Origin of the sequence: Sanguibacter hominis ATCC BAA-789, from assembly GCF_012396185.1 — a bacterium.
Lineage (GTDB): Bacteria > Actinomycetota > Actinomycetes > Actinomycetales > Cellulomonadaceae > Flavimobilis > Flavimobilis hominis.
Genome location: NZ_JAAXOW010000003.1, coordinates 293,615 through 313,675 on the forward strand (window position 1 = coordinate 293,615; position 20,061 = coordinate 313,675).

Below are 20,061 nucleotides of genomic sequence, written 5' to 3' on the forward strand. Positions count from 1 at the left end.
ACTTATGCACCGCCCGCGGTGGGAGGCGTGACCGCCGTCGGCGCCGTACCCCGCACGTCGGGATCGACCTCGTCTTCCTCGCGCACCTCCGCGGTGTCCACGCGCGGCGTCCCCTCAGGTGCGGGGACCGCCGGGGTGGGGCCCGTCGCCGGGCGGCCGAGCCCACGCACGCCAGGCTGCGGCGCCGGGAGCGTCACCCGGAACGTCGCGCCACGCTCGGAGTCCACCACCTCGACGTGCCCGCCGTGCAGCGCCACCGCCCACCGCACGATCGCCAGCCCGATCCCCGTGCCACCGCCAGCCGTCCCCGGCCCGACCTGCACCGGAGACGTGCCGTGCACGAAGCGCGCGAAGATCCGCTCCCGGTCCTCCGGGGCGATACCCGGCCCCTCGTCCGCGACCTCGACGAGGACCTTGTCCCCGCGGCGCCGCGCGCGCAGCCGGATCGTCGACCCGTACGGAGAGTGCCGGATCGCGTTGTGCAGAAGGTTCAGCACGACCTGCTGGAACCGGTCACGGTCGAGCGCGACCGTGAGGTTCTCAGGGTGCACGTCCACGACGAACTCGAGCTGCTTGCCAGCCTCGAGCATCTCGACCTCGTCGACCGCGTCGTCCAGGAAGTCCTGCAGGTTGACGGGCGTCGGGCGCAGGTCCGTCGCACCGGCCTCGATCCGCGAGAGGTCCAGCAGGTACGTCACGAGACGCGTCAGACGCTCCGTCTGGTGCAACGCCGAACCGAGCGCCGCAGGCGTCGCGGGAGTCACGCCGTCCACCAGGTTCTCGAGCTGTGCCTGGAGCGCAGCGACGGGCGTGCGCAGCTCGTGGGACACGTTCGCGATCAGCTCGCGACGCTGGAGGTCGCCCGTCGCGAGGTCCTCCGCCATCGAGTTGAACGTCGCCGCGAGCTGCCCCACCTCGTCGCGGCTCGTCGCCCTCACGCGGCGCGTGTAGTCGCCGTCGGCCATCGCACGAGCCGCGCTGCGCATCTCGCGCAGGGGAGAGGTCATGCCCTTGGCGAGCAACCACGTCATCGCGATCGACAGGACGATCGCGAACGGGAACGTTCGGGTCGGCCCGAACCCGATCTGCAGACCGGTCCACGTCACGAGGACGGACAGGAAGTTCGTCGCGACGACGAGGACGCCCAGCTTGATCTTGAGCGACCGGAACCGGTCGAGCGGGCGCACGTCGGGTAGGTGCGGACGCGGGATCGACCCGTGCCGGGGCTGGTCCACGTGCTCAGGCGCCTGCAGCCTCGTCGGGCGGGGTCGGGGGCTCGAAGGCGTACCCGACGCCGTGGACGGTGCGGATCAGCTCCGGACCGAGCTTGCGTCGCACCGCCTTGATGTGGGAGTCCACCGTGCGCGTGCCGCTCGCGTCAGCCCAGTCCCACACCTCGGCGAGCAGCCGCTCGCGGGTGAGCACCGTGCGCGGGGTGCTCGCGAGCATGACGAGGAGCTCGAACTCGGTCGGAGTGAGGTGCACCTCCTCGCCGGCGCGCATGACGCGCCGCTGGGCGCGGTCGATCACGACGTCGCCCGCGACGATCGGCGGCTCGCTCGACGGCGTCGCCGCCGCCTGCGCGGCACGGTCGACGCGCCGCAGGAGCGCCTTGAGCCGCGCGACGAGCTCACGCATCGAGAACGGCTTCGTCATGTAGTCGTCGGCGCCGACGCCCAGACCCACGAGCATGTCGGTCTCGTCGTCGCGCGCCGTGAGCATGAGGACAGGGACCGGGTTCTCCGCCTGGAGCCGGCGGCACACCTCGAGCCCGTCGATGCCCGGGAGCATGACGTCGAGCACGACGGCGTCCGGGCGCAGCCGCTCGGCGGCGCTCACGGCGGTCAGGCCGTCGCGAGCGACCTCGACCTTCCACCCCTCCGCCGTCAGACGCTGCGCGATCGCGGTCGCGATCGTCGACTCGTCCTCGACGACGAGCACCGTGGTGGCTCGCGGCGCGGCGCCGCCTGTCGTTGCTGGTGACGTGTGTGCCATGCGTCAAGCGTGGCACACGCCACCTCCCCGGGCACCTGACATCGGCGACCTGTGCTGTGGAGAGAAGGTGGGGAGAGCGCGACGACGATACGATCCGAGACGATGAGACCTCGACGAACCCCGACGGCGGTGGCCGAGACGTGCTAGCCGACTGGCTGATGATCCTCCTCGGTGTCGCCCTCACGGCGGGCACCGCAGTCTTCGTGGCGAGCGAGTTCGCGCTCGTCACTCTCGACCCGGGCGTCATCGAGGGGGGCTCCGGCGACGGCGGGCCGACGAAGGTCCTCGACCGCCGCACCCGCTCGGTGGTGCGTGCGCTGCACGAGCTGTCGACCGAGCTCTCGAGCGCGCAGGTCGGCATCACCGTCACGACGATCCTCCTCGGGTACACGGCGCAGCCTGCGCTCACGCGGATCTTCGAGGGCCTCCTCGAGAACCGTGCGTGGGCCGCGGCGGCCGGGTCCGCGCTCGCGGTCACCCTGACGCTCGTCGTCGTCAACGTCTTCTCGATGCTCTTCGGCGAGCTCATCCCCAAGAACTTCGCGCTGAGCCGGCCCCTCGAGACCGCTCGCCTGGCGGTACCGCTGCAGCGCGTCTTCACCATGGCGCTGCGGCCTGTGATCACCGTGCTCAACGGTTCCGCGAACGCGCTCCTGCGCCGCATGGGCATCGAGCCGCGCGAAGAGCTGTCGGGGGCCAGGTCGGCACCCGAGCTCGCGGCGCTCGTGCGGCGCTCGGCCGAGCAGGGGACGCTCGAGGCGTCGACCGCGCGGCTGCTGACGAACTCGCTCGAGCTCGAGGACCTCTCGGCCGTCGACGTCATGACGGACCGCACGCGGCTCGCGGTCGTCGACCGCGACGACACGGCGGCAGACGTCGTCGCGCTCGCCCGCCGGACCGGTCATTCGCGGTTCCCCGTGATCGGGGACTCGCGCGACGACATCATCGGGTTCGTGCACCTGCGCCGGGCCGTGGGCGTGCCGCGCGAGCGGCGTGGCGACGTCCCCGTGGTCGCACTCATGGTCGAGGCGCCGACGGTCCCCGAGACCGTCCGCCTGGGACCTCTCCTCGTGACGCTGCGCGGCCTCGGGCTGCAGATGGCTGTCGTGCTCGACGAGTACGGCGGCACGTCCGGCGTCGTCACGCTCGAGGACGTCGTCGAAGAGCTCGTCGGCGAGGTCGCCGACGAGCACGACACCCGCCGCGTGGGCGCCGCGCGCCAGACCGACGGCTCGTGGACGCTGCCGGGCCTCCTGAGGCCCGACGAGCTGACCGAGGCCACCGGGCTCGCGGTCCCCGACTCGCCCGCCTACGAGACGCTGGGAGGCCTCGTGATGGCACGCCTGGGGCGCGTGCCCGAGGTGGGGGACACGGTCCACGTCGACGACGTCGTGCTCACCGTCGTCGCGATGCAAGGCAGGCGCGTCGACCGGCTTCGGCTGGAGCAGGCCGGCGACCGGCCTGACGGTGACGAGGACCCGGAGGTGAACCGATGAGCACCGGGACGGCACTCGTCGTCGGGCTCGTGCTGCTGCTCGCCAACGCATTCTTCGTCGGAGCGGAGTTCGCCGTCCTCTCCGCGCGGCGCAGCTCGATCGAGCCTCTCGCCGAGGCCGGCGACCGCCGCGCGCGCACGGTCCTGTGGGCGATGGAGCACGTCTCCCTCATGCTCGCGGCAGCCCAGCTCGGCGTCACGGTGTGCTCGATCGGGCTCGGAGTCGTCGCCGAGCCTGCGGTCGCGCACCTGATCGAGGTGCCCTTGCGCGCCGCAGGTGTCCCCGACGGGTGGCAGCACCCGATCGCGCTCGTCGTCGCCCTGTCGATCGTCGTCTACCTGCACGTCGTGCTCGGCGAGATGGTCCCCAAGAACATGGCGGTCTCCGGGCCCGACAAGGCTGTCATGTGGTTCGGCCCACCGCTCGTGTGGGTCGGGCGCGTCCTGAAGCCGGTGATCGTCGTCCTCAACTGGATCGCCAACCAGGCGGTGCGGCTGTCCGGCGTCGACCCGAAGGACGAGGTCGCGTCCGCGTTCACCGCCGCCGAGGTCCAGTCGATCGTGCTGCGCTCCCAGAAGGAGGGCGTGCTCGTCGACGAGCAGGGCCTGCTCTCCGGAGCGATCGAGTTCTCGGAGCGCCTGGCCGGCGAGGTGATGGTCCCCCTCGAGGACCTGGTGACGACTGCGCCGGACGCGACGCCCGACGACGTGGAGGGCCTCGTCGCGCGGACAGGCTTCTCCCGGTTCCCCGTCGCGTCCCCCGGCGTCGGGGCGGACGGCGAGGCGCGGCCGAGAGTCGTGGGCTACCTGCACCTCAAGGACGTGCTCTATGCGCACGGCCCCGAGCGGGCGACGCCCGTGCCGGGCTGGCGCGTGCGTGCGCTCGCGGGCGTCGGGCCGCACGACGAGATCGAGGCGGTGCTCGCCGCGATGCAGAGGTCGGGCGCGCACCTCGCGATCGTCGAGGAGGGCGGGGAGCAGCAGGGCGTCGTCTTCCTCGAGGACATCCTCGAGGAGCTCGTGGGCGAGGTGCGCGACGCGATGCAGCGGCGCGGGATCTGAGCCGCGACCTGTGACACCTGGTGACAAATGAGACATACGTCGTACTTCCTGGCCAGGTCTTGGATCCGGACCCCGGGTGACGTTATGGTTCCGTTATCGTCCATGAGGTGAACGGACGATCCCGTCCTGCCGACACACAAGAGACAGGACGTTTCTGTGCCCGCTCGGCTTGCGCCGACGGGACCTGAGTCAGGCAGTGCGAGGACGCGAGGAGGTGTGATGGAGTCGCAGGACCAGGCCACGGCGCCGACCCTCCAGACGCGCCGCGCACGCCGCGAAGCGGCACTTGCAGCCCTCGAGTCCTCGCCCGTCACGATGTCGGTTCCCGACAGCTCCGTCCCTGGAGCTGTCCGCACACCCGCCCCCCACGCCGCTCCGTCACGGCCCGACGGCACGTTCCCGCCGGCGCTCGACGCGCGCCGCGAGTCGACCGTGTCGCCGCTGCGCACGACCAGCGGTTCCCGGATGACCGGACCGGCCCCCCACGCTGCGCTTGGGCGCCCCGCACAGCGCGCGGCCGCGCCGCACGCCTCGTCGCCGTCCGTCGTCGCGGACCCCGAGAGCCTTGCTCGGCTCGCGGCGTTCAGCGAGATCGCCGAGCTCCGCCGTGCGCGCGAGAGCCGGACCCGCGACCTCGCGCCTGCGGCCCACCAGTCCACGCCGCGTAGCAGCGCGGCCTCGCGTCCCGGTGTTGCGGCAGCGGCACGTCCCGTCGTTCCGCAGCCCATCGTCGTCCCGTCGCTCGAGCCCGACGAGCAGCCGGTCGCCCTGCGCCCCGCTGCTCCCGTCACGCAGTCCCGGCCGACCGCGCCAGCCGCCGCCCCGCTCGCCCGGCCGCAGGTCGCCGCGACCTTGGCGCAGCCCGTCCTCGCGGACCCGGTAGCAGCGGCCCCGGCGAGCGGTGCCCTCGCGGCCCCGGTCCTCGCAGCAGCCACCCCCGCAGCAGCGACCACGTCCGATGTCCCGGCCGGTCCGCTCGCCGCGCCTGCCGAGACGCCGGGCGATCCGGTGGTCACCCCCAGCGCCGCCGCCTGTGCGCCGATGAGCCGGCGGGCGACCGTCGAGGCACGTCGCGCTGCCGCGGGCAAGAAGCCGCGCTCCGCAGGGTCGTCGTTCCACCGGCCCGCTGGACGCGCGCACAAGGGCGGCTGGGTCGCTCGCGCAGGCATCCTCGCGGCACTGGGGATCACGACGATCGCCGTGCCCCTCGCGAACGCCTCGCAGCAGGGCGCTTCGGCGACGTCCGTCCCGCTCGTCGCCGAGGGGCGCAGCACGCTCGACGTCATCACCTCGAGCTCGAGCTCCGCCGCCGCGACCGAGGCGGTCATCGTCGCCGAGGGCGGCACGCTCGCCGGGCGCGACGCAGCTGTCGCCTCACGCGCCTCCGCCCGTGACACCCTGGCGGGTTGCGACCTGACCACGACGGTCCGCAGCGAGAACGGTCACCTGCGCAACGACGAGCTGTGCGACCTGACGCAGTCCGGACACCGTCTTCAGCCGTACGCAGCCGTCGCGTTCGACGCGCTCAACGAGGCCTACCGCGCGAAGTTCGGCACGGACATCTGCCTGACCGACTCGTACCGCAGCCTCGCGGGCCAGTACTCGGTCGCTCGGACCAAGCCGGGCTTGTCGGCCCGCCCGGGCACCTCGCAGCACGGCCTCGGCCTCGCGGTCGACATGTGCAAGCCGGCGTACTCGTCGACCCAGCGCTGGAACTGGTTGAAGGCCAACGGCCCGACGTACGGCTGGGACAACCCGGCATGGGCCCGGGCCGGATCTTCCGGCAAGTACGAGCCCTGGCACTGGGAGTACTTCCCGCTCGTCGAGTACTGAGCACCCCCACACCTCACGAGAGGCCCCGCCCGATGGGCGGGGCCTCTCGTCGTCGTGGGGCACGGCGCGTCCCGGGTACGCAGAAGGCGCCCCGTCGGTGACGGGGCGCCTTCTGGTGCGCGAGCTACTTCTTGGCGGCCTTGCGGGGCGCCTTGCCCTTCGGGGTCTCGTCAGAGCCGCTCTCGACCGCAGCAGCGGTCACGGAGCGACGTCCGGCGCGGACCTCCTCGAACGAGGTGCCGTAGTACGCGGCCTCCATGAGGGTCTTCATGTCCTCGAGCATCGGCATGCGCGGGTTGGCCGGCGCGCACTGGTCCTCGTAGGCACCCATGGCGAGCTTGTCGAGGCTGCCGATGAAGTCCTCCTCGGCGACACCCTGAGCCTGGAACGAGCGCGGGATGCCGACCTTGTCGCGGAGCTCCTCGACGGCGCGTGCGTAGGACTCGACGCCCTCCGCGGGGGTGCTCGCGGGGAGACCAAGGTGCTTGGCGATCTCCTGGAAGCGCTCCGGGGCGACGTAGTGCTCGTACTTCGGCCAGCTCGTGAGCTTGGTCGGGACAGTGCCGTTGTAGCGGATCACATGCGGCAGGTACGTCGCGTTGGTGCGTCCGTGGATCAGGTGGAACGTCGACCCGGTGACGTGAGCCATCGCGTGCACGATGCCGAGGAACGCGTTGCCGAACGCCATGCCGGCGATCGTCGCGGCGTTGTGCATCTTCTCGCGCGCCTTGACGGTGCGCTCGTCGGTGGCACCCGGGCCGCCGACGACCGACGCCTCGATGTTCTCGAAGATCAGCTTGATCGCGTGGAGGCACAGACCGTCGGTGTAGTCGTTCGCGTAGACGGAGACGAACGCCTCGGTCGCGTGCGTCAGAGCGTCGAAGCCCGAGTCGGCAGCGAGGAAGCCGGGCATCATCGCGGTCAGGGCCGGGTCGACGATCGCGACGGTCGGCGTGAGCGCGTAGTCGGCGAGCGGGTACTTCTTGCCGGACTCCTGGTCGGTGATGACCGCGAACGGCGTCATCTCCGAGCCGGTGCCCGAGGTGGTCGGGATGCAGACGAGCTTCGCCTTGTCGCCGAGCTCGGGGAACTTGAACGCGCGCTTGCGGACGTCGAAGAACTTCTCCTTCATGTCGGCGAAGTTGATCTCCGGGTGCTCGTAGAGCAGCCACATGACCTTGGCGGCGTCCATGGGCGAACCACCACCGAGCGCGATGATCGTGTCGGGGGCGAACTGGCGCATGAGCTCGGCGCCGTGCTGGACGGAGTCGACGGTCGGCTCGGGCTTGACGTCGTCGATGATCTGCAGCGCGATGCGCTGGCCGCGACGGTTGAGCACGTCGAGGATCTTGTCGACGAAGCCGAGACGGGTCATCGTCGTGTCGGTGACGATCGTGACGCGCTCGATGCCGCGCATGTCCGTGAGGTAGCGGATGGCGTTCGGCTCGAAGTACGTCTTCGCGGGAACCTTGAACCACTGCAAGTTGTTGTTCCTCCGCCCGATGCGCTTGATGTTGACGAGGTTGATCGCGGACACGTTGTTCGAGACCGAGTTGTGGCCGTACGAGCCGCAGCCGAGCGTCAGGGACGGGATGAACGCGTTGTAGATGTCACCGATGCCGCCGAGCGAGGACGGGGCGTTGGTGATGATGCGGACCGCCTTGATGCGCGACCCGAACTCGTCGATGATCTCCTTGTTCTCGGAGTGGATCGAGCCCGAGTGGCCCAGACCGTCGAACTCGACCATCTGCTCGGAGAGGCGGATGCCCTCCTCGGCGCCGTCGGCGCGCAGCACGGCGAGGACGGGGCAGAGCTTCTCGCGGGTGAGGGGCTCGTTCACGCCGACCTCGGACACCTCGGCGAGGATGATCGACGTGTCCTCGGGGACGGAGAAGCCGGCGTTCTCGGCGATCCACTGCGGGGTCTTGCCGACGACGGTCGGGTTGAGCTTCGCGCCGGCGCAGTTCTCGCCACCGGCGGTCACGCCGAAGATGAACTCCTCGAGCATGGCCTTCTCGGCGGGGGTCGCGCGGTAGGCGTGGAGGGTCGCGAACTCGGCCATGGCCTCGTCGTAGATGGGGGCGTCGAGGATGACGGCCTGCTCGGAGGCGCAGATCATGCCGTTGTCGAACGCCTTGGAGAGGACGACGTCGTTGACGGCGCGCTTGAGCTTGGCGGAGCGCTCGATGAAGGCGGGGACGTTGCCCGCGCCGACGCCGAGGGCCGGCTTGCCGCACGAGTAGGCGGCGCGGACCATCGCGTTACCACCGGTCGCGAGGATGAGCGCGATGCCGGAGTGGTTCATGAGGAGGTTGGTGGCCTCGAGGGACGGCTCCTCGACCCACTGGATGCAGTTCTCCGGGGCGCCGGCGGCGATGGCTGCGTCGCGCACGACCTTGGCGGCGGCGACGGAGCACTGCTGCGCGCTCGGGTGGAAGCCGAAGACGATCGGGTTGCGGGTCTTCAGGGCGATGAGCGCCTTGAAGATCGCGGTCGACGTCGGGTTGGTGACCGGCGTGACGCCGCAGATGACACCGACGGGCTCGGCGATCTCGGTGATGCCCGTGATCTCGTCGCGGTTGATGACGCCGACGGTACGCAGGCTGAGCATCGAGTTGGTGACGTGCTCGCACGCGAAGATGTTCTTCACGGCCTTGTCCTCGAACACACCGCGGCCGGTCTCGGCGACGGCCTTGACGGCGAGCTCGCCGTGCTCGGAGAGGGCGGCGACCGAGGCCTTCTTGACGATGTGGTCGACCTGCTCCTGGTCGAGCTTGAGGAAGGCGGTCAGCGCCTCCTGGCCGCGGGCGACGAGTGCGTCGATCTTCGCGGCGACCGACGACTGCTCGGCGGCGGGCGTGGCCTGGGTGGTACTCATCTGAGGTCCCCTTCGATGTCGGGTTCGCGTGCCTTGTTGTGGTGCGCTTGTGATCTTGTGCACAAGGCTACGGCGCATCTCGGGCCCGGTCCCATGCCAAAGGTCCCACCTTTTGTCCTGTATTTCCGCAGGTCAAAGGCGGTGTAGAGGCAAACGTCCCAGACGGGTCTAGCGCTGCTCGCCGCTGGTCCCTGCGACGCGACGTCGAACACGCTCACGGCGGACAGCCTGAGCCATGATCGAGGCGACGACGAGGGACGCCGCGTTCTGAGCGGACGCCGCCACGACGAGCTGGGCGCGTGACACCTCGATGCAGCGCTTCGCCATGGGCTGCGCCGTGGGCTCGAACGCGCTCGGGCTCCAGTCCTGGACGACGTCGAGCGCCGATGGCCCGCACGGTTCCCCGGCCAGGTTCCCCCCGGCGACCAGACCCCCTGTGGCGATCAGGACGAGGAGGTACACGACGCCGGTCCGCACGACGACCGGGCGTCGCTCCGGCGCGGCAGCCCGGTGCAGGAGCACGGTCGCGCCGATGATGACGGCCGAGATCACGGAGGAGATCCCCATGTAGACCTGTATGCCCGTCGCCCCCATGCAGCGAGACGCTACCGCGTCGCCAGCGACGACGGCGCCCCCGGCGTCGGGCCGCGGCGGTCAGCCGATGAGCGGGCGCCCCTCGGGCCGACGGACGAGTCGCTGACGCTCACGCAGCACCAGCGCCGAGGCGAGCGTGACGGGGCCGAGGCGGCCCGCGAACATCAGGACGACGAGGAGGAGCTGGTGCCCTGCTGCCAGCTGTGCCGTGATGCCCGTGGACAGCCCGACGGTCGCGAATGCGGAGACGACCTCGTAGAGGACCTGGTCGAGCGTGTAGGTGCTGGTCATGGCGATCACCATCGTGGACACGACGACGACGGCGACGCTGAGGAGAGCCACGGCGAGCGCCTGGCGGATGACCGCGGGGGAGAGGCGCCGGTCGAACAGGTCGACGTCGGGGTCGCCTCGCAGCTCCGCTGTGATCGCGAGCAGCAGCACGGCGAAGGTGCCGACCTTGATCCCGCCTGCGGTCCCGGCGCTACCTCCTCCGATGAACATCAGGACGTCGCTGCCCAGGAGCGTCCCGGTGTTCATCGCGGAGATGTCGACGCTGTTGAAGCCAGCAGTCCGTGGCATGACGGCCTGGAAGAAGCCCGCAAGCACGCGACCTGGTGCATCGAGCGTGCCGAGCGTGCCCGGGTTGGTCCATTCTGCGGCGGTGACGAACACGGTCCCACCGCCGAGCAGGATGGCGGTCATGAGCAGGGTGAGCCTCGTGTGGACGCTCCACCTACGGGGGCGGCGATGCTGCCGCATCACCTCCATGATCACGGGGAACCCGATGCCGCCCAGGATGACTGCAACGGCGATCGGCAGGCAGATCCACGGGTCGGTGACGAACCCAGCGAGGTTGTCGCTGAACAGCGCGAAGCCAGCGTTGTTGAAGGCGGAGACGGAGTGGAAGACGCCCAACCACACGCTCGAGCCCAGGGATTTGTCGTAGGCGATGGCAAATCGGACGGCGAGCACGACCGCAGTGAGCGCTTCGACGGTGAGGCTGATCCGGGCCACCCCGAGAAGAACCGTCCGGACGTCGCCTAGGCCGACGCTCTTGGTCTCCGCAGCGGCGACGATCCGTGAGCTCAGGCCGAGCTGCCGGGAGATGAGGAGCCCGAGGAGCGATGCGAGAGTCATGATCCCGAACCCGCCCACCTGGATGAGGGCGAGGATCGTCGCCTGCCCGAAGGCGGACCAGTCTGTCGCGGTGTCCACGACCGCGAGCCCGGTCACGCAGAGAGCCGACGTGGCGGTGAACAGCGCCTCGAGCGCCGTTGCGCCACCAGGACCCGGGGTGGCCACCGGGAGCATCAGGAGCCCAGTGCCGATGGCGATCCCGGACGCGAAGCCTACGACGACGGTGCGACCAGGGTTGTGGCTCCACGTACGTCGCCAGTCCCGGGCCTGCCGGGGATGACGGCGTACCGGCGGGCGTGGTGTCCAGATGCTCATCGACGTGCTGTGCCTCGGTCGGGGGCGCGGATCGGGGGCGTCCGCGGCACCAGCATTCGCCAGTGCCGTACGAGCCTAGGTTCTGCGTGCCGGAAGAAGGTGACGAGCGGGGCTCGTCCGACATCAAGATTTCGTAAGGAGGCCGCGGGTCGTCACCGGCGGCGATCGGTGTGCGTGGGCGGGCCGCGCTGTGGGACCGTGTCAAAGTGGTTCGGTGGAAGATCTCGTGGCAGCACGCTCAGCGTCGTGCTCGCGGAGGGGTCGCGACCCATCGGCAGGTCGTTGGCCTGATCCTCTCGCTGCTCGTCCCGCCGGGGGGCAGCGCGTTGCTGCTGCTCGCCCGGGACGACCTGGCGCTGGGCAGCGTCCTGCTCCTCTACCTCCTCGGCGTCGTCGTCATCTCGGCCGTGGGCGGCCTGATCCCGGGTCTCGTCGCAGCGACGCTGTCGTTCGGCCTCGCGAACTGGTTCTTCGCCCCGCCGTTCTACACGCTCGCCGTCGAAGGGCGGGACATGGTGATCGAGCTCGTGGTGTTCGCTGCCGTCGCTCTCGTCGTCGCCACGACGGTCGAGGTCGCGGCCCGCGATCGTCTCCACTACCAGCGCGACCTTGACGTGCACCTGGCTCGCACGCGCGACCTCGCCGCGCAGGACAAGGTCCGTGCCGCGCTCCTGGCCTCTGTCGGTCACGACCTGCGAACGCCGCTGGCGAGCGTCAAGCTCGCCGTCAGCAGCCTTCGACAGACGGACGTCGCGTGGTCGGGCGCAGCACGGGCGCAGCTGTTGGAGACGATCGAGGACTCGACCGACCGGCTGTCTCGACTGGTGGCGAACCTCCTCGACATGACCAGGCTGCGCTCGGACGCGGTCACGGTCGCGCTCGCTCCGGTCGCGCTGGACGAGGTCGTCCTCGGGGCGCTGCGGACGGAGGACCGGAGTCGCGTCGAGGTGTCGCTCGACGACGGCCTTCCGCTCGTGCTCGTGGACCACGGTCTTCTCGAGCGGGTCGTCGAGAACCTGGTGGACAACGCGCTTCGCTTCAGCCCTCCCGACGCGCGCGTCGAGGTGTGCGCGCGGGAGCGTGCCCGCGCGACGGAGGGCCACGCTGCCGGGAAGGTGGCGACGATCGACCTGAGCGTCGTCGACCACGGGCCGGGGATACCCCCTGATCGCTGGGACGAGGTGTTCGTGCCGTTCCAGCGTCTGGACGACCGGGACAGTCGATCGCACGTCGGTCTGGGCCTGGCGATCGCGCGCGGGTTTGCCGAGGCGATGTCGGGCGAGCTGAGCCCGTCGACGACGCCCGGCGGAGGCCTGACGATGACGCTGCGACTGCCGGTGGCGGGGACATGACCAGGCTGCTCCTCGTCGAGGATGACCAGTCCCTGGTCCGGACCCTCGACCTGGCTCTGACCGCGCACGGCTTCGACGTGCGGGCGGCGGCTCAGGGTGAGCGGGCGCTCGTGCTCGCCACCACCTTCCAGCCTGCGGTCGCGATCGTCGATCTCGGCCTGCCCGACGTCGACGGGCTCGCCGTGGTGAGGCAGCTTCGCGCGTGGTCGGACCTGCCGGTGATCGTCCTGTCGGCACGCGACGCCCAGCGTGACAAGGTCGCGGCCCTTGACTCGGGCGCGGACGACTACGTGACCAAGCCCTTCGGGATGGACGAGCTCTTGGCGAGGCTGCGTGCGACGCTGCGTCGTGCCTCTGGCGGTGATCGCCTGCCGGTCTTCGAGTCAGGGCACCTGCGGATCGACCGCACCGCCCGACGCGTCGAGCGCGACGGCGACCGTGTCCATCTCACCCCGACAGAGTGGAGCCTGCTGGAAGTGCTCCTGTGCTCGGCCGGGCGCGTGGTGACCCAGCGTGACCTGCTCAGCGAGGTGTGGGGGCCGCAGTACGTCGACGAGGTCACCTACCTCCGCGTCTACGTCGCCCAGCTGCGCCGCAAGCTCGAGACGGACCCGGCCTCGCCCCGCCACCTGCGGACCGAGCCCGGAGTGGGGTATCGGTTCGAGCCGTAGCGGGCCCTGGCGCGCGGCGTGCCTTTGGAGCGGGGGCTCGGTGCTGCTGTCCTGGCGCCCCTTGGCGTCCACTCTCTGTTCATCCGGAGTTGGTTCGGGAATGCCTCGACACCTGTCAATATAGATCGACATCGATACAGGTGGGCGTTCATCGCGGCCGGCAACAACGTCGGGCGGGCGATCGCTGTCCGATCGCCACGTCCGGGAGGGCATCATGACCGCGTCACGCGAGGAGTGTCCGACGAGTCCGCCTGTGGCTCACAGCATGAGCCTGGATGCCGCGACCCAGGTCGCGGCCGTCCTGCGAGCGCTGGCCGAGCCGCTCCGCCTGCGGATGCTCTCATTCATCGCGACCGAGCCCACCGGCGAGGCTTGCGTCTGCGACATCGCGACGGTCGCCGACGTCGCACAACCCACCGTCTCCCATCACCTCAAGGTGCTCAAGAGCGTCGGAGTCCTGGTCTCCGAGCGGCGCGGCACCTGGGTCTACTACCGGATCGCTCCCGACCTGCGGGGCGCGGTGAGCACTCTGCTCGATGCCTTTGCCCCGGCCGTGCTCGAGATCGCGCAGGCAACCCGCGGCAGCGACGGACTCAGCGATGTCGACGACGTGCTGGCACGTATCGCGGGCCAGCTGGCCGCCCGCTTCGGGAACATCGACTCCGCCCTCGTCACGGCCACGGTCCGCGAGTCCTACACCGCGCTCGCGCGGAGCGCCGGGGTCCGGGCTCATCTCGTTGCGACGGCGGAACGCTTCGCCCGTCAACGCCTCGAGGACATCACCCGCACGAGCCAGCCGACCGTGAAGGTCCCACAGGTGCTGTTCGTCTGCGTCGCCAACGCGGGGCGCTCGCAGATCGCCGCGGAGCTCGCGCGCCAGTACGCCGGGGATGCCGTCATCGTGCGTTCAGCAGGATCGGCGCCCGCCAGCGACATCCACCCTGGCGTTCGTACGGTGCTGGCCGCCATGGGGTCCAGCGGCGACGCCTATCCCAAGCCGCTCACCGATGACGCGGTGCGGGCGGCGGACGTCGTGGTCACCATGGGCTGCGGAGACACCTGCCCGGTGCTCCCCGGGATCCGCTACGAAGACTGGGTCGTCGGCGACCCGGCGTTCGCTTCGCACGACGGGGTCATGGCCATCACCGCCCAGATCGACGCTCACGTGCGCACCCTGCTCAACTCCCTGCTCCCCGATCTCGAGCTCCCGGAACCCCGGTGAGCTCTCCTACCAGCACCAGGAGAAACCCATGAACCCCACCGCCGGACACGCCTCGGCCAAGCCTTCTGTCCTGTTCGTCTGCGTCCACAACGCGGGTCGCTCCCAGATGGCCGCTGGCTATCTGCACGCTCTGGGGGCGGGGCGGGTCGAGGTCCGCTCCGCGGGGTCGCAACCAGCCGACCAGATCAACCCGGTCGCGGTCGCGGCCATGGCCGAGGACGATGTCGACATCACGTCCTTCACGCCCAAGGTCCTCACGACCGACGCGGTCAAGGCGTCCGACGTCGTGATCACGATGGGCTGTGGCGATGTCTGCCCGATCTTCCCCGGCAAGCGCTACGAGGACTGGAAGCTCGACGATCCTGCTGGCCAGGGCATCGACGCGGTCCGCCCCATCCGCGACGCCATCAAGGCTCGCGTGCGGGTGCTGCTGGACGAGCTCGGCATCGACCAGGTCGCGGAGACCCGTTCATGACGACGACGCCTTGCCGACGACCGGCAGGGCCAGGTCGCCCCCGGTAGCCAGCGTGTGGCGGCGTCGTCAACGGCTGGCCATGGCGGCGGGCTCGAAGCAGGGACGTCCACCGAGCACGACGTGGGCAGAACGATGAAGGCCGAGCACCTGTGCGGTGCTCGGCCTTCATTCGTGTGGTGCCCTCGACAGGATTCGAACCTACGACCTTCTGCTCCGGAGGCAGACGCTCTATCCACTGAGCTACGAGGGCGGGACCAGGACTGACCTGGAACCTGTGCCGGTCGCAGACGCGTCCAGCACGAGCACCGAGACTACCACCGCGGCGCTCCCGGTGCGCACGCGCGCCGGGCCTGGGCCGGTCAGCCGCGCAGCGGGGAGAGGTACTCCTCGAGGTAGCCGTAGATTTCGTGGGCCGCGCGGTCCTCGTCGCCGTCGGCGATCGCCTCGACGAGCGCGTCGTGCGTGTGGTCGGGGTGGTCGGTCTCGACGTTCGCGCGGATCGAGTCGCCGATCGCGTCGATGAGGTTCTCGTAGAGGTCGAGCAGCAGCGGGTTGCGGGCGGCCGCGACGATCGCGCGGTGCAGCGCGAGGTCGGTCGTGACCATCGCGTCGATCTCGCGGGCGGCGAACGACTCTCCGCGGTGCTGGTTGAGCGTGCGCAGCGTCGCGACGTCGCGATCGGTGCGGCGCTGCGCGGCGAGACGGGCAGCCTCGACCTCGAGGCTGCGGCGCACCTCGAGGATGTGCTGCTGGTGGACGTGGGCCATCTGCCGTCCGAGCGCGACGGTGAGCTCGGAGTCGGACAGGACGTAGGTGCCGGATCCCTGGCGGCGGGCGAGCAGCCCGGAGTGCACGAGCGACTGGACGGCCTCGCGGATGGTGTTGCGGCCGACGCCGAGCGTCGCAGCGAGGTCGGTCTCGGTGGGGATCCTGCTTCCGACGGGCCAGGTGCCGTTGACGATCGCGTCCCGCAGGTGGGACACGGTCCGGTCGATCAACCCGGTGCGCGTAGACATACGAACAGCTCCGTTCTCAGGGTGCTTGCCCACAGTCAACACCGCGGGCACCCGATCGGCCTAGCCGTCTCGCGACACCGCGGCTCAAGTCCGCCCCGCCGAGGCCGAAGTAGAGAGTGAGGGCAGCAGTCGTCCGACAGGGATGAGGTGGCGAGGTGGTCGTCGCACGAGGGCGTGAGATGTCGCGTGGCCTGGGCCGCGTGGCGCTGGCGCTCGTGGTGCTCGCGCTCGGCGTCTGGTTCGTCTTCGCGTGCGTCGCCGTGCGAGACGTGACTCACGCGCCGGAGGACGTCCAGCTCGGTGCTGAGGCCGCAGCGCCTGAGGTGACGGCTGCGGCTGACATGGACGCGCGGGCCAGCAGCAGCGCGGGCGACCGCGCGATGTCGGGGCTGGCGGACGCGGCTCCCGAGGCGGAGCCGAGCGGCGTCCCTCTCAGCGGTGAGAGCGCGCTCGAGGCCTCCCTTCCCGCGGACGTCCCAGGTTTCGGCACGGACGGGTTCTTCCCGGTGTCCGCGCCCGACGGCGTGCAGGCCTACCGGGCCGATTTCGTCCCCGTCGTCGCGACGGCGAAGGACGAGCCGGTGCACGTCGAGGTGTCGACGTGGCCCACGACGACGGCCGCGCTCAGCGCGGGCGACGACGCGATGCGTTCCGTCGTCGACCAGGGCGGCAAGGTCCGCAAGGTGCCCCGCGGCCTGCCGGAGGACGCGCGCAGGGCGGACGTCGACGGTCGGGCCACGGTCGTGTGGACGAGGTTCACGACGACGTTCGTCGTCGTCGGCACCCCCGGTCAGGCTGCGTCGCTCGCCCGCGAGCTCGACCTCGGCTGACGCCCTTCCCGCGCCGGTAAGATGGCCCGGTGACCCCTCTCGAGCTTTCTCACGCGATCAGTGCCGCCCTGGCAGCGGCCGTCTCCGACGGTGCGCTGGCCCTCCCTGTCGAGGACGTGCCGGAGTCCGTCCACGTCGAGCGTCCGCGTCAGCGCGAGCACGGCGACTGGGCGACGAACGTGGCGCTGCAGCTCGCCAAGAAGGCGGGCATCGCGCCGCGTGCGCTCGCTGAGGACCTCGCGGCGCGTCTCGCGTCGACGCCGGGCGTCGCGAAGGTCGACGTCGCAGGCCCGGGCTTCCTGAACATCACGCTCGACGCTGCCGCTGCGGGTTCGCTCGCTCGCACGATCGTCGAGGCGGGTGCCGCCTACGGGCGCGGCGACGCGGAGGCGGGGCGCCGCATCAACCTCGAGTTCGTCTCGGCGAACCCGACGGGCCCGATCCACATCGGTGGCGTGCGCTGGGCTGCCGTCGGTGACTCGCTCGCGCGGGTCCTCGAGGCTGCGGGCGCCGAGGTGACGCGCGAGTACTACTTCAACGACCACGGCGCGCAGATCGACCGCTTCGCTCGGTCGCTGCTCGCTCGTGCCAAGGGCGAGGCTGCGCCTGAGGACGGGTACGGCGGCCAGTACATCGAGGACATCGCCACGGCAGTGATCGCAGACGCCGTCGCCGCCGGTGATCCCGACCCGCGCACGCTGCCCGACGACGAGGCGCAGGAGGTCTTCCGTGCCCGCGGCGTCGAGCGCATGTTCGGTGAGATCAAGGAGTCGCTGCACGGCTTCGGCGTGGACTTCGACGTGTACTTCCACGAGGACGAGCTGCACGAGTCGGGTGCGGTCGACCGCGCGATCGAGCGGCTGCGCGCCGCCGGCCACATCTTCGAGGCCGACGGCGCGACGTGGCTGCGCACGACGACCTTCGGCGACGACAAGGACCGCGTCGTCATCAAGTCGGACGGCGAGGCCGCCTACATCGCGGGTGACATCGCCTACTACCTCGACAAGCGTGAGCGAGGTTTCGACGACGCGATCCTCATGCTCGGTGCCGACCACCACGGGTACGTCTCCCGGATGATGGCCGTCTGCGCGGCGTTCGGCGACGAGCCGGGTCGCAACCTGCAGATCCTCATCGGCCAGCTCGTCAACCTGGTGCGCGACGGCGAGCCCGTGCGCATGTCGAAGCGCGCCGGCACGGTCGTCACGCTCGAGGACCTGGTCGACGCTGTCGGCGTCGACGCTGCGCGCTACTCGCTCGCGCGCTCGTCGAGCGACTCGACGATCGACCTCGACCTCGGCGTCCTCGCGAGCGCGACGAACGAGAACCCCGTCTACTACGTGCAGTACGCGCACGCGCGCACCGCGAACGTCGCGCGCAACGCGGCCGAGCACGGGGTGCGCCGCGAGGACGGGTTCGACCCGTCGCTCCTCACCCACGAGACCGAGGCGGCCCTGCTGGGCATGCTCACGGACTTCCCGCGCGTCGTCGCGCAGGCTGCGCAGCTGCGCGAGCCGCACCGTGTCGCGCGGTATGCGGAGGCGCTCGCGGGCAGCTACCACAAGTGGTACGGCGAGTGCCGCGTGACGCCGCTCGGCGACGCGCCCGTCGAGGACGTGCACCGCACGCGCCTGTGGCTCAACGACGCGACGCGCCAGGTCCTGGCCAACGCTCTGGGCCTCCTCGGGGTCAGCGCGCCGGAGCGGATGTGAGCGCGGCGCCCGCAGGCGCCGCGGTCCCCGGGTACCCCGCGGGCGGGACGACGATCCCGGGCGAGCCGTGGTCGCGCGGTGTGGAGCGTGGCCCTGACGGCGCGGCGAGCGTCGGCGGGGTGGACGTCCGCGACCTCGCGGCGCAGCACGGCACGCCCGCGTACGTCGTCGACGAGCGGGACGTGCGCGAGCGTGCGCGGGCCTACCGCGAGGCGTTCGAGATGGCGTTTGCCGAGATCGGTGCGGGCGTCGACGTCTACTACGCGGGCAAGGCGTTCCTCTCGGTGGGCTTCGCCCGCTGGGTGCACGCGGAGGGTCTGCGCATCGACACCGCGTCGGGCGGCGAGATGGAGACGGCGCTGCGCGCCGGCGTCCCGGGCAGCGACCTGGGCCTGCACGGCAACAACAAGTCGGACCAGGAGATCGCTCGCGCGCTCGAGGTCGGCGTCGGGCGGATCATCGTCGACTCGCTCGTCGAGATCGAGCGCGTGGCCGACGCCGCCGCTGCGGCGGGCGTCCGCGCGCCGGTCATGGTGCGCGTGACGACGGGCGTCCACGCGGGCGGGCACGAGTACATCTCGACCGCGCACGAGGACCAGAAGTTCGGCCTGTCGATGGCGCCGGGGGAGGGCGGCCAGGACGCGTCGGCGATGGTCGCGCTGCTCGCTGTCCTCGCGCGTCCCGAGCTCGAGCTGCTCGGTATCCACTCGCACATCGGCTCGCAGATCCTCGACCCGTCGGGCTTCGAGGTCGCGGCTGAGAAGGTTCTCGGTCTTCGCGCCGAGCTCGCGGAGCGCACGGGCGTGCTGGTCCCGGAGGTCGACCTCGGCGGGGGCTACGGCATCGCGTACCTCCCGGGCGAGGTCGCGCTCGACCCGGCGCGCATCGCGAAGGACGTCGCGGCGTCGGTCGCGCAGTCCGCGGCGCGCCTCGGCACGCCGCTGCCGCGCTTCTCGATCGAGCCCGGGCGCTCGATCGCGGGCCCGGCCGGCCTGACGCTCTACACGGTCGGCACGGTCAAGCCCGTGCGCACCGACGACGGCGTGCGCACGTACGTGTCCGTCGACGGCGGCATGAGCGACAACATCCGGCCTGCCCTGTACGGCGCGGCGTACCACGCCGAGATCGTGGGGCGGCTCTCGGTCGCGGAGCCGGTGCTCGCGCGCGTCGTCGGCAAGCACTGCGAGTCGGGCGACATCGTCGTCCACGACGTCTACCTGCCGGGTGACGTCGCGGCAGGCGACCTGCTCGCCGTCGCAGCGACCGGCGCGTACGGACGGTCGATGGCCTCGAACTACAACATGCTCACGCGGCCCCCCGTCGTCGCGGTGCGCGACGGCGCGAGCACGGTGCTCGTCCGGCGCGAGACGGTCGACGACCTGCTCGCCCTGGACGAGGGCTGAGCACCCGTATCCTGAGACGGTCGGCCTCGGGCTGACCGCACGCGGGAGGATCGTGGCGCCGGCGAGGACGCGAA

The 20,061-nt window shown here is 70.9% G+C and carries 16 protein-coding genes and 1 tRNA gene; 10 read left to right on the forward strand and 7 right to left on the reverse strand.

All coding sequences use genetic code 11. The features are described from left to right. Positions 1-2: 2 nt before the first annotated feature. Positions 3-1,235, reverse strand: a complete 1,233-nt coding sequence (locus HF995_RS10985) for a HAMP domain-containing sensor histidine kinase (RefSeq protein WP_168447835.1) — start codon at positions 1,233-1,235, stop codon at positions 3-5. A 4-nt stretch (positions 1,236-1,239) separates the two neighbouring features. Beyond that, positions 1,240-1,995, reverse strand: coding sequence for a response regulator transcription factor (locus HF995_RS10990; protein ID WP_168447836.1), 756 nt, complete (start codon positions 1,993-1,995; stop codon positions 1,240-1,242). 140 nt (positions 1,996-2,135) lie between these two features. Between HF995_RS10990 and HF995_RS10995 the strand changes: the two genes are divergently transcribed. From HF995_RS10995 to HF995_RS11005, 3 genes are all read left to right on the forward strand, one after another. Next, positions 2,136-3,491, forward strand: a complete 1,356-nt coding sequence (locus HF995_RS10995) for a hemolysin family protein (RefSeq protein ID WP_350308856.1) — start codon at positions 2,136-2,138, stop codon at positions 3,489-3,491. Then, positions 3,488-4,552 (forward strand): hemolysin family protein, encoded by a 1,065-nt coding sequence (locus tag HF995_RS11000; protein ID WP_168447837.1) that lies wholly within the window; start codon positions 3,488-3,490, stop codon positions 4,550-4,552. Before HF995_RS10995 ends, HF995_RS11000 begins: the two co-directional genes overlap by 4 nt. A gap of 219 nt (positions 4,553-4,771) precedes the next feature. Beyond that, entirely contained in the window at positions 4,772-6,385 is a 1,614-nt protein-coding gene (locus HF995_RS11005) for a D-alanyl-D-alanine carboxypeptidase family protein (protein WP_168447838.1), read from the forward strand. A gap of 124 nt (positions 6,386-6,509) precedes the next feature. Here HF995_RS11005 and adhE read toward each other — a convergent pair whose 3' ends face one another. From adhE to HF995_RS11020, 3 genes are all read right to left on the reverse strand, one after another. Then, entirely contained in the window at positions 6,510-9,263 is a 2,754-nt protein-coding gene (gene adhE, locus HF995_RS11010; protein ID WP_168447839.1) for a bifunctional acetaldehyde-CoA/alcohol dehydrogenase, read from the reverse strand. 168 nt (positions 9,264-9,431) lie between these two features. Further along, on the reverse strand, positions 9,432-9,830 hold the full coding sequence (locus HF995_RS11015) for a hypothetical protein (RefSeq protein ID WP_168447840.1): 399 nt from the start codon (positions 9,828-9,830) through the stop codon (positions 9,432-9,434). A gap of 87 nt (positions 9,831-9,917) precedes the next feature. Beyond that, the gene (locus HF995_RS11020) at positions 9,918-11,309 is read right to left on the reverse strand and encodes a TrkH family potassium uptake protein (protein ID WP_168447841.1); all 1,392 of its coding nucleotides are present in this window, start codon (positions 11,307-11,309) and stop codon (positions 9,918-9,920) included. Positions 11,310-11,515: 206 nt separating this feature from the next. Between HF995_RS11020 and HF995_RS11025 the strand changes: the two genes are divergently transcribed. From HF995_RS11025 to HF995_RS11040, 4 genes are all read left to right on the forward strand, one after another. Then, entirely contained in the window at positions 11,516-12,661 is a 1,146-nt protein-coding gene (locus HF995_RS11025; protein ID WP_350308857.1) for a sensor histidine kinase, read from the forward strand. Beyond that, a complete protein-coding gene (locus HF995_RS11030; RefSeq protein ID WP_168447842.1) occupies positions 12,658-13,332 on the forward strand; it encodes a response regulator in 675 nt (224 codons plus the stop codon). The genes HF995_RS11025 and HF995_RS11030 overlap by 4 nt, the downstream gene beginning before the upstream one ends. A 265-nt stretch (positions 13,333-13,597) precedes the next feature. Further along, a complete protein-coding gene (locus HF995_RS11035) occupies positions 13,598-14,554 on the forward strand; it encodes a metalloregulator ArsR/SmtB family transcription factor (protein ID WP_286189535.1) in 957 nt (318 codons plus the stop codon). A gap of 28 nt (positions 14,555-14,582) precedes the next feature. Further along, positions 14,583-15,029, forward strand: a complete 447-nt coding sequence (locus HF995_RS11040; RefSeq protein WP_168447844.1) for an arsenate reductase ArsC — start codon at positions 14,583-14,585, stop codon at positions 15,027-15,029. Between the two features lie 174 nt (positions 15,030-15,203). Here HF995_RS11040 and HF995_RS11045 read toward each other — a convergent pair. Next, positions 15,204-15,279, reverse strand: a tRNA-Arg gene (locus tag HF995_RS11045). Positions 15,280-15,388: 109 nt separating this feature from the next. Beyond that, positions 15,389-16,045 (reverse strand): FadR/GntR family transcriptional regulator, encoded by a 657-nt coding sequence (locus HF995_RS11050; protein ID WP_168447845.1) that lies wholly within the window; start codon positions 16,043-16,045, stop codon positions 15,389-15,391. Positions 16,046-16,200: 155 nt separating this feature from the next. On the opposite strand from HF995_RS11050, the gene HF995_RS11055 reads away from it, so the two are divergent. Genes HF995_RS11055 through lysA form a run of 3 tightly spaced genes read left to right on the forward strand, consistent with a single transcriptional unit; the run spans position 16,201 to position 19,987 of the window. Beyond that, on the forward strand, positions 16,201-16,875 hold the full coding sequence (locus tag HF995_RS11055; RefSeq protein ID WP_168447846.1) for a hypothetical protein: 675 nt from the start codon (positions 16,201-16,203) through the stop codon (positions 16,873-16,875). A gap of 29 nt (positions 16,876-16,904) precedes the next feature. Beyond that, positions 16,905-18,584, forward strand: a complete 1,680-nt coding sequence (argS, locus tag HF995_RS11060; RefSeq protein WP_168447847.1) for an arginine--tRNA ligase — start codon at positions 16,905-16,907, stop codon at positions 18,582-18,584. Further along, positions 18,581-19,987 carry a diaminopimelate decarboxylase gene (gene lysA, locus HF995_RS11065; protein ID WP_168447848.1) on the forward strand — a complete coding sequence of 469 codons (1,407 nt, stop codon included), beginning with the start codon at positions 18,581-18,583 and terminating at the stop codon, positions 19,985-19,987. Before argS ends, lysA begins: the two co-directional genes overlap by 4 nt. The last annotated feature ends 74 nt before the right edge of the window (positions 19,988-20,061 follow it).